This window comes from Streptomyces sp. NPDC002870 (genome assembly GCF_042888505.1).
Classification (GTDB): domain Bacteria; phylum Actinomycetota; class Actinomycetes; order Streptomycetales; family Streptomycetaceae; genus Streptomyces.
On record NZ_JBIAPW010000016.1, the window covers coordinates 70,037 to 87,340 of the forward strand.

The 17,304-nt window shown below is 68.6% G+C and carries 11 protein-coding genes; 3 read left to right on the forward strand and 8 right to left on the reverse strand.

The window, feature by feature from the left end; genetic code table 11:
• Positions 1-285 precede the first annotated feature (285 nt).
• Positions 286-705, forward strand: a complete 420-nt coding sequence (locus ACFYWY_RS21035) for a nuclear transport factor 2 family protein (RefSeq protein ID WP_389188653.1) — start codon at positions 286-288, stop codon at positions 703-705.
• Between the two features lie 80 nt (positions 706-785).
• Here the strand turns inward: ACFYWY_RS21035 and ACFYWY_RS21040 are convergent, their stop codons facing one another.
• On the reverse strand, positions 786-3,683 hold the full coding sequence (locus tag ACFYWY_RS21040) for a vitamin B12-dependent ribonucleotide reductase (protein ID WP_389188656.1): 2,898 nt from the start codon (positions 3,681-3,683) through the stop codon (positions 786-788).
• Between the two features lie 171 nt (positions 3,684-3,854).
• On the reverse strand, positions 3,855-4,367 hold the full coding sequence (gene nrdR / locus ACFYWY_RS21045; RefSeq protein ID WP_307660693.1) for a transcriptional regulator NrdR: 513 nt from the start codon (positions 4,365-4,367) through the stop codon (positions 3,855-3,857).
• Between the two features lie 544 nt (positions 4,368-4,911).
• Here nrdR and lexA point away from each other — a divergent pair.
• Positions 4,912-5,697: a transcriptional repressor LexA gene (gene lexA, locus ACFYWY_RS21050; RefSeq protein WP_307660694.1), complete on the forward strand. Its 786-nt coding sequence runs from the start codon at positions 4,912-4,914 to the stop codon at positions 5,695-5,697.
• 147 nt (positions 5,698-5,844) lie between these two features.
• Here the strand turns inward: lexA and ACFYWY_RS21055 are convergent, their stop codons facing one another.
• From ACFYWY_RS21055 to ACFYWY_RS21075, 5 genes are all read right to left on the reverse strand, one after another.
• Positions 5,845-7,815 carry an ATP-dependent DNA helicase gene (locus ACFYWY_RS21055; RefSeq protein ID WP_389188661.1) on the reverse strand — a complete coding sequence of 657 codons (1,971 nt, stop codon included), beginning with the start codon at positions 7,813-7,815 and terminating at the stop codon, positions 5,845-5,847.
• Between the two features lie 76 nt (positions 7,816-7,891).
• Entirely contained in the window at positions 7,892-9,781 is a 1,890-nt protein-coding gene (locus ACFYWY_RS21060) for an IucA/IucC family protein (RefSeq protein WP_389188664.1), read from the reverse strand.
• A gap of 59 nt (positions 9,782-9,840) precedes the next feature.
• Complete coding sequence (locus ACFYWY_RS21065; protein ID WP_389188667.1) at positions 9,841-10,578, reverse strand: GNAT family N-acetyltransferase; 738 nt, start codon at positions 10,576-10,578, stop codon at positions 9,841-9,843.
• 41 nt (positions 10,579-10,619) lie between these two features.
• Entirely contained in the window at positions 10,620-12,518 is a 1,899-nt protein-coding gene (locus ACFYWY_RS21070; RefSeq protein ID WP_389188670.1) for an IucA/IucC family protein, read from the reverse strand.
• Positions 12,519-12,545: 27 nt separating this feature from the next.
• Positions 12,546-13,922, reverse strand: a complete 1,377-nt coding sequence (locus ACFYWY_RS21075; protein WP_389188673.1) for a diaminobutyrate--2-oxoglutarate transaminase family protein — start codon at positions 13,920-13,922, stop codon at positions 12,546-12,548.
• Between the two features lie 338 nt (positions 13,923-14,260).
• On the opposite strand from ACFYWY_RS21075, the gene ACFYWY_RS21080 reads away from it, so the two are divergent.
• A complete protein-coding gene (locus ACFYWY_RS21080; RefSeq protein WP_389188676.1) occupies positions 14,261-15,436 on the forward strand; it encodes a trypsin-like serine peptidase in 1,176 nt (391 codons plus the stop codon).
• A 319-nt stretch (positions 15,437-15,755) separates the two neighbouring features.
• Here the strand turns inward: ACFYWY_RS21080 and hflX are convergent, their stop codons facing one another.
• Positions 15,756-17,246, reverse strand: coding sequence for a GTPase HflX (hflX, locus tag ACFYWY_RS21085; protein ID WP_389188679.1), 1,491 nt, complete (start codon positions 17,244-17,246; stop codon positions 15,756-15,758).
• Between the last annotated feature and the right edge of the window lie 58 nt (positions 17,247-17,304).

Sequence of the window (17,304 nt, forward strand, 5' to 3'; positions counted from 1 at the left end):
GCGCGGCCCCCCCCCCCCCCCGGCCGCCCGCCCCCCCCCCCCCCCCCCCCCCCGCGCGCGCGCCCCCCCCCCCCCCCCCCCCCCCCCCCCCCTCTCCATCAGGCGGTGTACTGGCGCAGAGCACTTATTCCTGGTGTGCGCTATTCCCCAACTCCGGCCAGTCGGTTCCGACCACCCGGGTGCCTGCGCCGTGCCCGGCCTCTCTCAAGAAAGGCCGCCCGCGACGGCACTCCGGCCTGTTGAATGGCAGGCCGGATCTTCAAGGCATGAGATGACGGAGGAGCCATGGGCGAGACCGAGAACACGCGACTGATGCAGCGCATCTTCGCCGGGCTGGCGGAAGGCGACGGCAGGCCTCTCACCAAGAGTCTCGCCGACGACTTCCGCTGGACGATCATCGGTACGACGAAATGGTCTGGGACCTATGAGGGCAAACAGACCGTCCTCAACGAGCTACTTCGGCCTCTGGCCGCCCAGTTCGCGGATACGTACACGAACACCCCACAACGTTTCATCGCTGCCGGCGACTACGTCGTCGTGGAGTGCAGAGGTCGCGTCACCACCACGGAGGGGAACCCCTATCACAATACGTACTGCTGGGTTTGCCATATCAAGGATGGAAAACTGCGAGAGCTGACCGAATACTGCGATACCGACCTGATTGTAAGAACACTTGGGGAACCGGGCGACATAAAGCCCCGATAACCACGACAGCCGAGTGGGGAGCCGATATTTCGCCGACTCCCCACTCAAGCAGTCACTTCACGCCCGAAGGGCGCTCACATTCAGCTGCAACCGCTGGTCGAGCCGCAGCCCTCACAGATGTAGCAGGAGCCGGCCCGCTGCATCTTCGTCCCGCAGGAGAAGCACAGCGGCGCGTCCGCGCTGATGCCCAGCTGCATCTCGACGAGCTCCGCCGAGGTGTGCGCCTCCTTCGGAGCCGGAACCTCCGCCTTCGGGGCGGCGACGGCCTTCAGGGTCTCCTGGTATCGCGGGGCGGACTGGGCCAGGCCCTCGACGTCCATGTCCTCGTCGGACGGCTCGTACGAACCGGTCTCCAGGTGACGCTGGCGCTCGTCGGCCGAGTGGATGCCGAGCGCGGAGCGCGTCTCGAAGGGCAGGAAGTCCAGCGCCAGGCGGCGGAAGATGTAGTCGACGATCGACTGCGCCATCCGCACATCCGGGTCGTCCGTCATGCCGGCCGGCTCGAAGCGCATGTTGGTGAACTTCGAGACGTACGTCTCCAGCGGGACGCCGTACTGCAGGCCCACAGAGACGGCGATCGAGAAGGCGTCCATCATGCCCGCCAGGGTGGAACCCTGCTTCGACATCTTCAGGAAGACCTCGCCGAGACCGTCGTCCGGGTAGGAATTGGCGGTCATGTAGCCCTCGGCGCCACCCACCGTGAAGGAGGTGGTGATGCCGGGACGGCCCTTGGGGAGGCGCTTGCGGACGGGACGGTACTCCACGACCTTCTCGACCGCGGCCCGGATCGTTCCCTCGGCCTTCTCGGCGGCTGCGGTGGCTTCGGGGCTCTGGTTGCCCTTGGTCTTGGCGGAGAGGGGCTGGCCGACCTTGCAGTTGTCGCGGTAGATCGCGAGCGCCTTGACGCCCATTTTCCATGCCTCGAAGTAGACCTCCTCGACGTCCTCGACCGTGGCGGTCTCCGGGAGGTTGACCGTCTTGGAGAGCGCGCCCGAGATCCACGGCTGGATGGCGGCCATCATGCGGACGTGACCCATCGCGGAGATGGAGCGCTCACCCATGGCGCAGTCGAAGACCTCGTAGTGCCCAGTCTTCAGGCCGGGTGCGTCGACGACATTGCCGTGCTCGGCGATGTGGGCGACGATCGCCTCGATCTGCTCCGGCTGGTAGCCGAGACGGCGCAGTGCCTGCGGGACCGTGCCGTTGACGATCTGCATCGAGCCGCCGCCGACCAGCTTCTTGAACTTGACCAGGGCGAGGTCGGGCTCCAGGCCGGTGGTGTCGCAGGACATCGCGAGACCGATGGTGCCGGTCGGGGCGATGACGGACGCCTGGGAGTTACGGAAGCCGTTCTTGTCGCCGAGACGGATCACGTCCTGCCAGGCCTCCGTGGCGGCGGCCCAGATCGGCGTGTCCAGATCGTCCATGCGGACGGCCACGGCGTTGGCGTCGGAGTGCTGCTTCATGACGCGCTTGTGCGGAGCGGCGTTGCGGGCGTAGCCGTCGTACGGACCGACGACCGCGGCGAGCTCTGCGGAGCGCTTGTACGAGGTACCCGTCATCAGCGAGGTGATGGCACCGGCGAGCGCGCGCCCGCCGTCCGAGTCGTACGCGTGACCCGTGGCCATCAGCAGCGCGCCGAGGTTGGCGTAACCGATGCCCAGCTGACGGAAGGCGCGGGTGTTCTCGCCGATCTTCTGGGTCGGGAAGTCCGCGAAGCAGATGGAGATGTCCATCGCGGTGATGACCAGCTCGACGACCTTGGCGAAGCGCTCGACGTCGAAGGACTGGTGCCCCTCGCCGTCGTCCTTGAGGAACTTCATCAGGTTCAGCGAGGCCAGGTTGCACGAGGTGTTGTCCAGGTGCATGTACTCGCTGCACGGGTTCGAGCCGTTGATCCGGCCGGACTCGGGGCAGGTGTGCCAGCTGTTGATGGTGTCGTCGTACTGAATGCCGGGGTCGGCACAGGCCCAGGCGGCCTCGGCCATCTTGCGGAAGAGCGACTTGGCGTCGACCTCTTCGATGACGTCGCCGGTCATGCGGGCGCGCAGGCCGAACTTCCCGCCGTTCTCGACGGCCTTCATGAACTCGTCGTTCACACGGACCGAGTTGTTGGCGTTCTGGTACTGGACGGACGTGATGTCGTCGCCGCCCAGGTCCATGTCGAAGCCCGCGTCACGCAGGGCGCGGATCTTCTCCTCTTCCTTGACCTTGGTCTCGATGAAGTTCTCGATGTCGGGGTGGTCGACGTCGAGAATGACCATCTTGGCCGCGCGGCGCGTGGCGCCGCCCGACTTGATCGTTCCTGCGGACGCGTCGGCGCCACGCATGAACGAGACAGGACCAGAGGCGTTGCCACCGGAGGAGAGCAGCTCCTTGGAGGAACGGATCCGGGAGAGGTTCAGGCCGGCGCCGGAGCCGCCCTTGAAGATCATGCCCTCTTCCTTGTACCAGTCGAGAATCGACTCCATGGAGTCGTCGACGGCCAGGATGAAGCAGGCGGAGACCTGCTGCGGCTGGGGCGTGCCGACGTTGAACCACACCGGCGAATTGAAGCTGAAGATCTGGTGCAGGAGAGCGTAAGCCAGCTCGTGCTCGAAGATCTCGGCGTCGGCGGGCGAGGCGAAGTAGCTGTTGTCCTCGCCGGCCTTCCGGTACGTCTTCACGATCCGGTCGATCAGCTGCTTGAGACCGGTCTCGCGCTGCGGAGTGCCGACGGCCCCGCGGAAGTACTTGCTGGTGACGATGTTGACCGCGTTCACCGACCAGAAGTCGGGGAACTCGACGCCACGCTGCTCGAAGTTGACCGAGCCGTCGCGCCAATTGGTCATGACGACGTCACGACGCTCCCAGACCACCTCGTCGTACGGATGCACGCCGGGGGTGGTGTGGATTCGCTCGATACGCAGACCCTTGCTCGCCTTGGGTCCCTTGGCGCGGGACCCCCCTCGTGCCGGGCCGCTCGTCGTCTCGGTCATGCCGCCTCCCATACATGGGCAAAAACGCCCTGAAGTGCCCAGATCTTCCCGTGGCACAGTCTGTGTCTGATGCCGCGGACGCCGCGCACAGCGCCCATGGCAGGTCTTATGCCGCCCTGCTGCCGATCGGCGGGCCGATGGGGCGGGCCCAAGCCGCTCAGCCGGTGTTCCTCAGTCGGCGGCGGTGGCGGGCACGGGGACCTCGAGGGTCTCGCCGGTCCCGCATCCTTCTGCGGGAGGCCGTTGCTCGCGGAGCTCCGCGATGGCGGCCTCGAAGTCTTCGAGTGAGTCGAAAGCCCGGTACACGGACGCGAAACGCAGGTACGCGACGAGGTCGAGTTCCTGCAGGGGACCGAGTATGGCCAGACCCACGTCATGAGTGGTCAGCTCGGCACTGCCGGTGGCGCGCACCGCTTCCTCGACCCGCTGGCCGAGTTTGGCGAGGGCGTCCTCGGTGACCGGCCGCCCCTGGCATGCCTTGCGCACGCCGGAGATGACCTTGGTACGGCTGAAGGGCTCGGTCACTCCGCTGCGCTTGATCACCATCAGCGAGGCGGTTTCCACCGTCGTGAAGCGGCGGGAGCAGTCTGGACACTGCCGGCGACGCCGGATCGACGTTCCGTCGTCAGTGGTGCGACTGTCGACGACTCGGCTGTCGGGGTGCCTGCAGAAGGGGCAGTGCATGGCTCCCAACCCTCCTTCACAGCACGACTGAATAGCCTCGACAGGCCGGTCGAGGCCCCTACGAAGCAGCCCCAAGCATAGGCGATGGCCAGGGTCTTGAAGGACCAGGGACCACAACTTCTGGGCGGCTGACACAATCCAACCACTAGATCTGGGGTTTTGGTCGCACTTTTGCGTCTCAACGCGTGTCGCGCGGCGGGAGCACCGTACGGGCGGCATACGAGTGATGACGCAGCGACACGAACGCGGCGCGGGACCGGCCACGAGGGTACGGGAGACGCGCGGTTCCGTGGATTCCGGGCCGCCGGGTGCAAGACTGGAAAGCGCCCCGGAATCGGTCGGCGTCACCCCGCCCCCGCCGACTCCGGCGGTGGACGTTGCTCTAATGGCCACAGTCGCCCTACGGTCCGAGCGTTCGCACATACACCCAGGCAGGCGCCCACGTCAGACAATCTGCGATTTTTCACTCGAACGTGTGTTTGGCGCAACCTTTCGAAACCCACTACCGTTGTCCAGCTAGGGAGACCATTCGAGAGGGGCCGACGTGACCACCACCGCAGACAGTGCCACCATCACTGCCCAGGACCGCTCCCAGAACCGATTCGAGCCGGTGCATGCCATGAATGACGCAGCCACGAGTCCCGAGGGACCCAAGCCCACGCGTTCGCTGCCCGGCCGACCTCCAGGGATCAGGGCGGACAGCTCCGGTCTCACGGATCGGCAGCGGCGCGTCATCGAGGTGATCCGTGACTCCGTGCAGCGGCGGGGATACCCGCCGTCGATGCGCGAGATCGGCCAAGCGGTCGGACTGTCCAGCACCTCCTCCGTCGCGCATCAGCTGATGGCGCTGGAGCGGAAGGGCTTCCTGCGCCGGGACCCGCACCGGCCCAGGGCGTACGAGGTGCGTGGCTCCGACCAGCCGAGCACGCAGCCGACCGACACGACGGGCAAGCCGGCAGCGTCGTATGTACCCCTGGTCGGCAGGATCGCGGCCGGTGGCCCCATCCTCGCCGAGGAATCGGTCGAGGACGTGTTCCCGCTCCCCCGCCAGCTCGTCGGCGACGGCGAGCTGTTCGTGCTGAAGGTCGTCGGCGACTCGATGATCGAGGCCGCGATCTGCGACGGCGACTGGGTCACCGTGCGCCGCCAGCCCGTCGCGGAGAACGGCGACATCGTGGCAGCGATGCTGGACGGGGAGGCCACGGTCAAGCGTTTCAAGCGGGAGAACGGCCATGTGTGGCTGCTCCCGCACAACGCGGCGTACCAGCCGATTCCAGGCGACGAAGCCACCATCCTCGGCAAGGTGGTAGCGGTGCTGCGGCGGGTGTGACCGACCCGCCGGCTCTGACCGGGCCCCGGGACCCACTGCGCCGGTCCCGGGGCCCTGCTCTGCCCTGACGGCATTCCCTCCGGACAGCATTCCCTCCGGCAAGCATTTCGCCCGGACAGCATTTCGCCCGGACGGAATGCCGTCCGGCTACTTGCCGTCCGTCTTGGCTACGGCGTCGATCGCGGCCAGCGAGCGACGCACTTGGTTGCGGTCCGTGGTGTACCAGAAATCGGGCAGCGAGGCGCGCAGATAGCTGCCGTACCGGGCGTTGGCCAGCCGCGGATCGAGCACGGCGACGACCCCGCGGTCCCCCATGGCCCGGACGAGACGGCCCGCGCCCTGGGCCATCAGCAGGGCGGCATGCGTCGCGGCGACAGCCATGAAGCCGTTGCCGCCCGCCTCCTCCACCGCCTTCTGGCGGGCGCTCATCAGCGGATCGTCGGGGCGCGGGAACGGAATCCGGTCCATCACCACCAACTGGCAGCTGGCTCCCGGAACATCGACGCCCTGCCAGAGCGAGAGCGTGCCGAACAGACAGGTCTCGGGGTCGGCGGCGAAGGACTTGATCAATTCACCGAGGGTCTCCTCGCCCTGGAGCAGGATCGGCATGTCGAGCCTGCCGCGCAGCTCCTCGGCCGCCGCCTGGGCGGCTCGCATGGAGGAGAAGAGGCCCAGCGTGCGGCCACCGGCAGCCTCCACCAGATCGGCGAGCTCGTCCATCATGTCGCCGCGGGAGCCTTCACGGCCGGGCGTCGACAGATGGCGGGCGACATAGAGGATGCCCTGCTTCGGATAGTCGAACGGCGAGCCGACGTCGAGCCCCTTCCACTGCGGAATGTCCTCACCGTCGGTGCCCTCGGGGGCCAGCCCGAGCGACGCCCCCACTCCGTTGAAGTCACCCCCGAGCTTGAGCGTGGCAGAGGTCAGCACCACCGAGCGCTCGGTGAAGAGCTTTTCGCGCAGCAGACCGGATACGGAGAGCGGTGCCACCCGCAGTGACGCGCCGAAGCGATCGTGGCGCTCGCACCAGACGACGTCGTACTCGGAGCCTTGGGTGATGCGCTCGGCGACGTCATGGATGTTCTCGACGGAGGCCAGGGCCTGCTTGCGTACGGCGTCCTCGTCCTGGACGGACTTGTCGCGGGTGCTGCCGAGAGCAGAGATGACCGTGCGAGCGGCGTCGCGCAGCGCCATAAGCGCGTATCCGAGATCCTCGGGGATCTCCTCGAGGCGGCCGGGGAGGGCGAGCTCCATCACGCGCTCAAAGGTCTCGGAGGCGGTCTGGAGAGCGTCCGCGGCCTTCTCGTTGACCAGCTTGGCGGCGCGCCGCACGGCACGGTTGACCTGGCCGGGGGTGAGCTCGCCGGTGGCGACGCCGGTGACCCGCGAGACCAGCTCATGCGCCTCATCGACGATCAGTACCTCGTGCTGCGGAAGCACCGGGGCGCCCTCGATCGCGTCGATCGCGAGAAGCGCGTGGTTGGTGACGACGACATCCGCGAGCTTCGCGCGCTCACGGGCCGCTTCTGCGAAGCATTCGGCGCCGTACGCGCATTTCGTGGCCCCGAGGCACTCCCGTGAAGAGACGGATACCTGTGCCCAGGCACGGTCGGAGACTCCGGGAGTGAGATCGTCGCGATCCCCGGTTTCAGTCTCGTCCGACCAGTCGCGCATCCGCAGCAGATCCTGACCGAGCTTGCTGGTGGGCGCGGCAGCCTCGAACTGGTCGAAGAGGCCGTCTTCCTCCTCCTGCGGCACACCCTCGTGCAGGCGGTGCAGACAGAGGTAGTTGGAACGCCCCTTCAGCATCGCGAACTCCGGCCGACGGCGCAGCAGCGGGTGCAGTGCCTCGACCGTACGCGGAAGATCACGCTCCACGAGCTGCCGCTGAAGGGCCAGGGTGGCCGTGGCCACGACGACCCTCTCACCGTGCGCCAGGGCGGGCACGAGATAGCCGAGCGACTTTCCGGTTCCGGTGCCGGCCTGGACCAGCAGGTGGGAATTGTCGTCGACAGCCTCGGCGACGGCCTCGGCCATGGTGACCTGGCCAGGCCGTTCCACACCGCCGACGGCGGTGACGGCGGCGTGCAGGAGCTCGGGGAGGGATGGCTTAGTCATAGCTCGACCAGCCTACGGGGCACCAATGACAGCCCGATCACACCTCGTCGCATCCACGCCATCACACCTCGTCCCTTCAAGGGGCGCTCAGCGGGTTGGGGACCGTGCCGTGGACGGCGGCGTGGGGGCGGTCCGGGCGGTCGCGGTAGCCGTCGAGATGCAACCTGTTGCGGTTGAGACAGAGCCGCTCGATACGTGGCGTGAGCAGGTCGAACGTCTCGTAACGCTCCTTGAGCTCCGGGAAACGGGCCTGGTGCCGCAGAATCTCAGCCCGTACGAGCGAGAAGAACTGCTCCTCCGGTACGCCCAGTTGCTCCTCGCAGAGGGGGGCGAGGAAGCGGAAGACGCCGACGAAGAGCCCTGAGTGGATGAACTGCGTGAGGAAGGCGGGCTCCTCGGCAAGAAGGGTCTTCCGTACGTCGTCGGGCATCGAGTCGTGCTCGGGCAGCGGCTGGGCGCTGACGTTCACATCGTCGACGAAGTCCTTGATCGCCAGGCGTACTGGGACGTCCTGGTCGTCGAAGACGACGATGGCGTTCTCGCCGTGCGGGGAGAAGACGGTGCCGTAGCGGTAGAGGAAGTGCAGCAGCGGCGGCAGCAGCGCGGAGAAGAGCCGCTGGAGCCAGACGGCGGGGGCGAAGCCGGATCGTGCGACCAGCTCGGCGGTGAAAGCGCGGCCCTGGGCGTCGGTGTGCAGCAGCGAGGCGAGGGTGCGGGCCCGCTCGCCGGGCGCGAGCCGGGACTGCAGCGGCTCGCGCCAGATCGCGCCGAGGAGCTCTTTGTACTGGTACGGCACCTCGGGGAGGTGGTCGTAGAGGGGGTGTTTGACGGTGATTGATGCGACTTCCCCGAGGAGGATCACACCGCATTCGTCGCGAAGAAAAGGGTCCCCGTCGCGCAGTCCGTGGACCCAGGAGGTGACGGCGGGGGCGGCGAGGGTGCGTTCGGTGGGCAGGCCGCGCCAGACCAGGGTGTTGAGGATGGACAGCGGCAGTTTCACTGTGTGCCGGTCTGAGCGGTCCACGTTGACGAAGGTACGGATGGACTGCTGCGGCAGCCGTAGATCACCGTCCGTGGGGAGCGGGACGATGTCGCCCCGCGCGACGGCGGGCGCGAAGAGCGGCAGGAGTACCTCGTCCCACTGCCAGGGGTGTACGGGGAGGAAGAGGTACGTGTCGGGGTCGAAGCCCCTGGCACGCAGCGAGGCGGCGAAGGAGTCGCGGACGGGCCCCTCGAGTTCACGGGCGTACAGGTCGTCGGGTCCGGCGAGCCCTGGGACTCCTCGGTAGGCGGCGAGGGTGCAGCTGACCGCGATCCAGGGGAGCCGGGCGGGCCTGCGGGCCTCGGGCGACCAGCGGGCGGTGTCCGTGGCGGAGAATCCGATGCGGCCTTTGTTGAGCACGAGCCACGGGTGGCCGGTCTGGTGGCCTTCGAGCTCGGCATAGCCGAGGTCGGCGAGCTCGCCCGCGGCCGGCGCGCAGTGACCGAATCCCGTGTCGCAGACAAGGGTGGCGGTCAGCTCGCGGACGAGGTGGCCGAGGGTGGCTCCGTCGAGGTCTAAAAGACGGCGGGCGCGGGCGAGGAAGGCGAGCGGGTCGGCGAAGGGCCGGCCCTCGTGCTCGATGGAGTCCGGATCGACGCGCCAGCTTCCGTATGCTCCGCGCCGGGCCAGAAAGGTCAGGTTGCTGCCGTCGTCGAGCGTGAGGGCGTACTGGTCGCAGCCACGGGTGGCGTCCGCAGGTCGGCCGGGGGCGGCTTGCCGGCCGCGGGATGTGGGCGGGAGGGGGTCCGGTGCCGAGGGTCCGGCCGGGACCGGCTCGATGATCTCTTCGTAGGCGAACTCGCCGAGCATCTTGGCGAGGAGCCGCACGGCCGCACGGTCCCAGGCCTGTGCGTTCAGTCCGGGCGGGGTGAAGGGGACGGCGGGCGGCTGTTCGGAGTCATGGGCGGCAGGGGCCTTCGGCACGGGGACTCCTCGAGTGGAACCGATGCGGGTCGAGCGGTGTATGTAAGGCAGCGGGTCGTTCACAGCAGGTTGCGAAGCGCGCGATCGCGGACCAAGAGGGCGGCCCGTTTGTCAGGGAGGTCGACTTCGGCGGAGAAGCGGAAGCCGGCGCTCAGGAAGGCGGAGACGGAGGGGGTGTTGCGCAGGTCGGGTTCCGCGATGACGCGTGCGCATCGGGGCCGATTGTCGAGTACGAGATCGGCGACAGCTCTGAGGAGGGTGGAACCGACACCGCGGCCGCGGTCGGCGACGCCCCCGATCAGGAGGTGGATACCGATGTCATGCGGACGGGCCGGGTAGTACCGCGCCATGGGGTCGAGATCGGCGCGGTAGATCTCGAAGTAGCTCATGGGGATGCCGCTGAGCACGCCGAGGCAGGGGATGCTGCGTCCGTCGCCGTCGACCTGGGCGCGCAGATGGGCGGCGGTGACGGAGTCAGGTCCCGCCAGTTCCCAGAAAGCAGCCACTGCCGGGTCGTTCATCCAGCGGCTGATCCGTGCCAGATCGCGTTCGATGCGTACGGGGACGAGATGGAAGTCCCCTGCGGGGGTGGCGGCGGAGCCCCAGTCGGCGGGATTGTCCAGCAGATCGCCGACGACGGTGATGTCCCCCTGCTCGGGGTCGCCGGATCGCTCGTCCTCCGGGAACAGCGCGAGGAGTTCCTCGGGGAGCCGCAGATCCAGGGTGTCCTCGACGCTCCCGCCGAGCTGGGGGGCGGGGCCGGCTCCGGCGTCGGTGCTCGCATCGATGTGAGGCACAGCGGGGCTCTCCTCTCGCAGTTCGGTCAGGTTGTGTCGTCTCAGGGACGAAGGGGGTTGGTGATCGTGACGTAGACGGACTGGGTGTCGACCGGGCCGATGAGCTCGTCGAGACCTCGGAGCCGGGTGAGCAGATTGGCTTTGGACCGGAGCGTGGGGGCGTCGAGGAGCTGCGCGGGCAGTGGCGAGCCGAGGTCGGCGGTCGCCTTGAGGAACTGCCGGAAAGCGGCGATGAGTACGCGCTCGTCGGCGAGGTGCTGCGCTCCGAACGCTCCGATCAGGCCGAAGACATTGTTGATGCCGAGGTAGTAGGCAAAGCGCTCGTCGGTGACGTCGTCGGAGACGAAGGTGTCGCTTGCGGAGCCGATGCCGGGAAGGCGGCGTTCCAGTTCGGCACGGTGAGACTCGCGGAAGTAGTAGCCCTGGTTGTCGCGGTAGCGGCCGCCGACGGGCCAGCCGTCGGGGTCGAGGATCACCAAGGTGTTCTGCTGGTGGGCTTCGAGTGCGATGCCTGCTGTGGCGTCCAGCCAGAGCACCGGGCGTACGACGTGGTCGAGGTAGCGCAGGAACCACTCGGCGGCGACGGCTCCGGTGGGCCTGCCGGTGCGGGCGGCGAGCCGGGCCACGACGTCGGCGAGGCGCGAGTGCATCCCAGCACGGCCCGGCCAGGGGCGGAGCGCGGTCAGTCCGGCGATGCAGACGGCGTCGTCGCCGAGGCCGAACGGGTTGTGGCGCACCATGACGTCGAGCCCGGGCACGGGCCCGCCCGCAGCGGTGTCGACGGCGAGCCACGCGGGGTCCCGCACGATGTCGAAGCGGGGGTGGGCTGCCCGCCACTGCTCGGCGAGGCCGGTGCGGAGCAGCCGATGGACCTCCACGCCGCGGTGGAGTTCTTTGCGGAGGTTCTCACGACGGGAGTTGGTGATGCGTACGCCGAGGGAGAGCTTGAGCATGGCCGGGGCGCCTGGACGGTGCACGGTGCGGACCGAGGAGGTGGGGTGCCAGGGGTCTCCACAGGGGCCGAGGTCATGCAGGAGACCGGCGTCGAGGAGTTCGACGACCACGGGGCGGTGCTTCAGTTCGCGGGCCTGCCAAGGATGGAGCGGCAAGGGTACGGAGTGGTCGGGGAGTTGGAGGTCTCCGCAGAGGCGGGCGGCGAGTTGTTCGGCCGGCACGGTGCGGCCGTGTTCCGTCCAGGCCGATTCGGTGGCCAGAACGGACCGGTCTACGGCCATCCAGTGCAGCGGAAAGGAGCCGCGCAACTCAGGTGAGTAGAGCCGGACTTCGGCCTCGGACAGTCCTTCGCGGCTCTTGGGTGTCGGGTGCAGAGGGTGGCCGAGCAGGAGCGACTGCTCGGCAGTGAGGAAGAGATCCGCCTCGGGGTCGGGGGCGGGGCGAGCGCGGCGGTCGGTGATGAAGTCGGCGGTGCGCCGTACGGAGTCGGCGACCCGGCCGACCAGGTCGGCTCCTTCGCTCTGACCCGCTTCCCTGCCGAGGAGGGCGGCGACGGTGACGGCGTCGGCACCGGGCGCGTCCCGCGGCCCTCCTTCGAGGGCCGGCAGACCGAAGCGGTGCCATCCACTGGCCGACCAGTAGCGGATGGGGACGAGCAGTGCGGTGCCGCTGGCGTGCAGCGGGATGCGCAAGGTGTGTCCGTCGGGCCTGTCGAGGTTGTTCTCCCGCACCCAGCAGCGGAGCAGACTCTCGACCGCGGCCGCGTCCGCAGCGCGGCATGGATCCGGGTGGTCGAGGAGTTCGACGGCTCCCGCGCCGCCCGTAGGCGTGTCCGCGGTGTGCTGTTCACCATGGCCCTCGGCCTGTTGGCGCGGCACCGTAGCCGCCTCGATCGTGAGGGGGCCGCGCACTCCGTCCTTTCCTTGGTGCTGGGCGGTGGGACGGCCGTCGGCCTCGGGCACATCGGGTGCGGGGGTGGGGTTCACAGAGGTCTTCCTTGTGATTTGTACGGGTCAGTAGGACTGCCCGCTGTCGGTACGGCGTTGCAGGGAGCGCTCGGCGGCGGCCAGGGCATCGGCAAAACGGTCGAGGACGGCCACGGCTTGTTCGTCGGTGAGGGTGAGAGGAGGGAGCAGCCGCACCACGCCGCAGTGGCGTCCGCCGAGTTCGACGATGAGCCCGCGGTCCAGGCACGCCTGCTGGACGGCGGCGGCGAGGGCGGGAGCGGGCGGCGGGACGAGAGCGTCCGGGGATGCGGCGTCCGGGTCGACGAGTTCGACGCCGATCATGAGGCCCCTGCCGCGTACGTCCCCGATGCAGGGGTGTGCCGCGGCCAGTCCCTGGAGGCGGCCCAGCATGCGGGCGCCGAGGATCGCGGCGCGGTCGGCGAGCCGGTTCTCGCGTACGAACGCGAGGGTGGCCGCTCCCGCTGCCATGGCGAGCTGGTTGCCGCGGAACGTGCCCGCATGGGCACCGGGCTGCCAGGCGTCGAGTTCGGACCGGTAGACGACCACGGCAAGCGGAAGGGAGCCGCCGATCGCCTTGGAGAGCACCATCACATCGGGCACGATTCCGCTGTGCTCGACCGCCCAGAAGGTGCCGGTCCGCCCGACGCCCGTCTGCACTTCGTCGGCGATCAGCGGGATGGAGCGGGCCGCGGTGATCTCTCGCATCCTTCGCATCCAGGCGTCGGGGCCCGGGATCACCCCGCCCTCCCCCTGCACCGGTTCCAGGATCATCCCGGCCGGCCTGGGCACCCCGCCCTTGGGGTCGTCCAGAAGGTTCTCGGTCCAGCGGGCGCCGAGTTCGGCGCCGCGCTCGCCGCCGACCCCGAAGGGGCAGCGGTAGTTCTGCGGGAAGGGCAGCCGGGTCACGCGTACATCGGTGGCACCGCCCGAAGCGTCCAGGGCGCCGGCCGTCATCCCGTGGTACGCACCGGTGAACGAGAGAAGGCCGCTTCGGCCGGTGGCCGTGCGGACGAGTTTGAGGGCGGCCTCGACTGCGTCGGTGCCCGCGGGCCCGCAGAACTGGATCCGTCCGTCATCGGCGAACTCCCGCGGCAGCGTGGCGAACAGCTCCGTGGTGAAGGCGTCCTTGACCGGGGTGGCGAGGTCGAGCACGTGCAGCGGTGCCCCCGAGTCGATGACCTTCTTGATCGCCTCGAGGACCACGGGGTGGTTGTGCCCGAGTGCCAGAGTCCCCGCCCCGGAGAGGCAGTCGAGATAGCGCCGGCCGTCCGCGCCCTCGATCGTCAGCCCCCTGGCCCGTACGGGGACGATGGGCAGCGAGCGCGCATAGGTTCGGGCCGCGGACTCGCGGAGCGACTGGCGGCGCAGAATCCCCTCGTGCGCGGCGGACAGCACCACCGGAGCAGGTTCGGTCACGGCCACGGCTGTTGGTCCTCCCGCTGTCACAGTTGCGTTGCACGTCGGTATCGCGTTCGTACGCCGCCGAGCCCGGCTGAACGCTGACCGTGGGCACCCCGTACGTACCAACGACGCCGGAAGCCGGGGATCACGGGCCATCGGAAGATCGTTGCGGTGACGGAACCGCGGACCTGGTGCACGCCGTCCCCATCGGCACCGGCATAGTGGGGGCCGCACTCCGGCCCGGCACAGCGGCCGGGGCGAGCAACGCCTTTGCGGAGTTGCGGCAGTTCCAGCAGTTCCGGCAGTTCCAACAGATTTCAGACAGTGCAGAAGTACCGAAGTCCCAGGGGGATCACGACATGCGACCCATTCGCCCGACGCTGGCCGCGGCTTCCATCGCCGCCGTGCTCGCGCTGGCTGCCACCGCCTGCGGTCCGAGCGAGGACAACGCGGGCGACAAGCCGAGCCCGCCCGCCGGCCAGTCCACCGACGGGAAGATCACCATCCCGGACGATCTCAAGGACCGGCTCAAGGAGCACGGGATCGACCTGGACAAGTGGAAGAACGGCGAGTGGAAGAACTGGGACAAGGACCAGTGGCTGCGTGAGGCTCAGGACTTCGTCAACCCGATCATCGAGGACCACTGGGACCCGGACCGGATGCGCGATGCCAGTAAGCCGCCGGAGAAGCCCGTCGACAATGACATATCGGGCGACGAGGGTGTCACGGACCCGACTCCCGCGCCGGTCAAGGCGCAGGCCGTGAACGCTCCGTACCACTCCAACGCCGCCGAGGCCGGGAAGGTCCTGTTCGACGGCCCGGAGGGTTCGATGGTCTGCTCCGCGACCGTGGTGAAGGACCCGGCCAACCCCGGTAAGTCCAACATGGTGTGGACGGCGGGCCACTGTGTGCATGCCGGCAAGAAGGGCGGCTGGTACCGCAACATCGCCTTCGTCCCGTCGTACAACGACAGCGCCAAGTCCACCTCCGAGCTGGAGACCACGCCGAAGGAAGAGATCGCTCCGTACGGCGTGTGGTGGGGCGACTGGGCCCAGACTTCCGAGCAGTGGATCTCCCAGGGCGCGGCGACCGGCGGCCAGGGCGCTCCGTACGACTACGCCGTGATCCACGTCACCCCCGAGAAGGGCGGTACGGGCAAGTCGCTGGAGGAGACGGTCGGTTCGGCGCTTCCGGTGGACTTCAACGCTCCGGCCGTGACGAAGATCGACAACATGACCGCCACCGGCTACCCGGCGGCGCCGCCGTTCGACGGCCAGAAGCTCTTCGAATGCTCGGACCAGCCGGGCCGGCTGTCCATCAAGGCCAACGACCCCACGATGTACCGGATCGGCTGCACCATGACCGGAGGTTCCTCCGGCGGCGGCTGGGTCGCCAAGGGCCAGGACGGCAAGCCCGCGTTGGTGTCGAACACCTCTATCGGCCCGGTCACGGCCGGCTGGCTTGCGGGTCCGCGCCTGGGCGACGAGGCCAAGGGCATCTACGACGCGGTCAGCAAGAAGTTCGCGGGCCGGTAGGCGCGGCGCGGGCAAGTCCGTGTGACTGACGGAAGGTGGGGGCTTGCGGCCGGTCGGCGGCAGGGTCCCTCTTCCTTCCTCCTGGAGACTCCGTCCAAGTGAGGCCCTGTCTCGACTCCGCAATCAGGCACCGCCAAAGAGTGGTGCCGCAGTAGGGGTGGCCCCGGAAGGCCGGAGAAAGGCGCCAAGTCGCTGGCGGAGTCGGTGGGCGTCGCCCTCGACAACGGCGCGATCATGCACAAGTGCGTAGAAGGCCCGTACCCCTCGCGAGGGGTACGGGCCTTCCGCCTTGATCAGTTGAGCCGGATCGGCGACGCGATCAGCGAGTCGCCGGTACATACGGCGCCAGCGCCGCTGCCAGCTCCTCGTGCACCCGCGCCTTGAGCAGCGTGCCCTCGGTGGTGTGCTCCTCGGAGAGAACCTCGCCGTCCGCATGCACCCGCGAGACCAGCCCGCCCTGGGTGTACGGCACGAGGACCTCGATCTCGACCTCGGGCCGCGGCAGTTCGACGTCGATCAGCCCGAGCAGCTCGTCGATGCCCCTGCCGGTCCGCGCCGACACCGCGATCGCGTGCCGCTCGATGCGCAGCAGCCGCTGCAGTACGAGCGGATCGGCCGCGTCCGCCTTGTTGATCACCACGATCTCGGGCACGTCGAGCGCACCCACATCGCGGATCACCTCACGCACGGCGGCCAGCTGCTCCTCCGGCGCCGGGTGCGATCCGTCCACGACGTGCAGGATCAGATCGGATTCCCCGACCTCCTCCATCGTGGAGCGGAACGCCTCGACCAGGTGGTGCGGCAGATGCCGGACGAACCCGACGGTGTCGGCGAGGGTGTAGAGCCGGCCGCTCGGAGTCTCGGCCCGGCGGACGGTCGGGTCCAGGGTGGCGAACAGCGCGTTCTCCACCAGGACGCCGGCGCCCGTGAGGCGGTTGAGCAGCGACGACTTTCCAGCGTTGGTGTAACCGGCGATCGCGACCGAGGGCACCTTGTTGCGCCGGCGCTCCTGGCGCTTGATCTCGCGGCCCGTCTTCATCTCCGCGATCTCCCGGCGCATCTTCGCCATCTTCTCGCGGATCCGACGCCGGTCAGTCTCGATCTTGGTCTCACCGGGACCACGGGTGGCCATGCCGCCACTGCCGCCGCCGCCCATCTGACGGGACAGCGACTGACCCCAGCCACGCAGCCTCGGCAGCATGTACTGCATCTGTGCCAGCGCGACCTGCGCCTTGCCCTCTCGGGACTTGGCGTGCTGGGCGAAGATGTCGAGGATCAGGGCCGTGCGGTCGACCACCTTGACCTTGACGACGTCCTCGAGGTGGATCAGCTGGCCGGGGCTGAGCTCACCGTCACAGACGACGGTGTCGGCTCCGGTCTCGAGCACGATGTCACGCAACTCCTGCGCCTTGCCCGAGCCGATGTACGTGGCCGGGTCCGGCTTGTCGCGGCGCTGGATGACGCCGTCGAGCACCAGCGCGCCGGCGGTCTCCGCAAGCGCCGCAAGCTCCGCGAGGGAATTCTCCGCGTCCTGGCTCGTCCCCGTGGTCCATACGCCGACCAGCACAACACGCTCGAGGCGCAGCTGCCGGTACTCGACCTCGGTGACATCCTCGAGCTCGGTGGACAGGCCCGCCACACGCCGCAGCGCTGCGCGCTCGGAGCGGTCGAACTGATCGCCGTCCCGCTCTGTGTCGATCTCGTGGCTCCAGGCGACGTCCTCTTCCATCAGGGCATCGGCCCGAAGGCTCTCGGTGCGCGTCTCCGCGAAGCTCTGCTCGTCCTGGGAAGGGGATGAAGAGGAGGTCATTGGATCCTTACGTCGATTGAAAAATCGCTGAAAACCGCTGAAAGGTCCCGGAGAAGAA

Coding starts and splice junctions, on each gene's coding strand:
- ACFYWY_RS21035 (WP_389188653.1), top strand. CDS start 286: ATGGGCGAGACCGAGAACACGCGACTGATGCAGCGCATCTTCGCCGGG.
- ACFYWY_RS21040 (WP_389188656.1), bottom strand. CDS start 3,683: ATGACCGAGACGACGAGCGGCCCGGCACGAGGGGGGTCCCGCGCCAAG.
- nrdR (WP_307660693.1), bottom strand. CDS start 4,367: ATGCACTGCCCCTTCTGCAGGCACCCCGACAGCCGAGTCGTCGACAGT.
- ACFYWY_RS21055 (WP_389188661.1), bottom strand. CDS start 7,815: ATGACTAAGCCATCCCTCCCCGAGCTCCTGCACGCCGCCGTCACCGCC.
- ACFYWY_RS21080 (WP_389188676.1), top strand. CDS start 14,261: ATGCGACCCATTCGCCCGACGCTGGCCGCGGCTTCCATCGCCGCCGTG.
- hflX (WP_389188679.1), bottom strand. CDS start 17,246: ATGACCTCCTCTTCATCCCCTTCCCAGGACGAGCAGAGCTTCGCGGAG.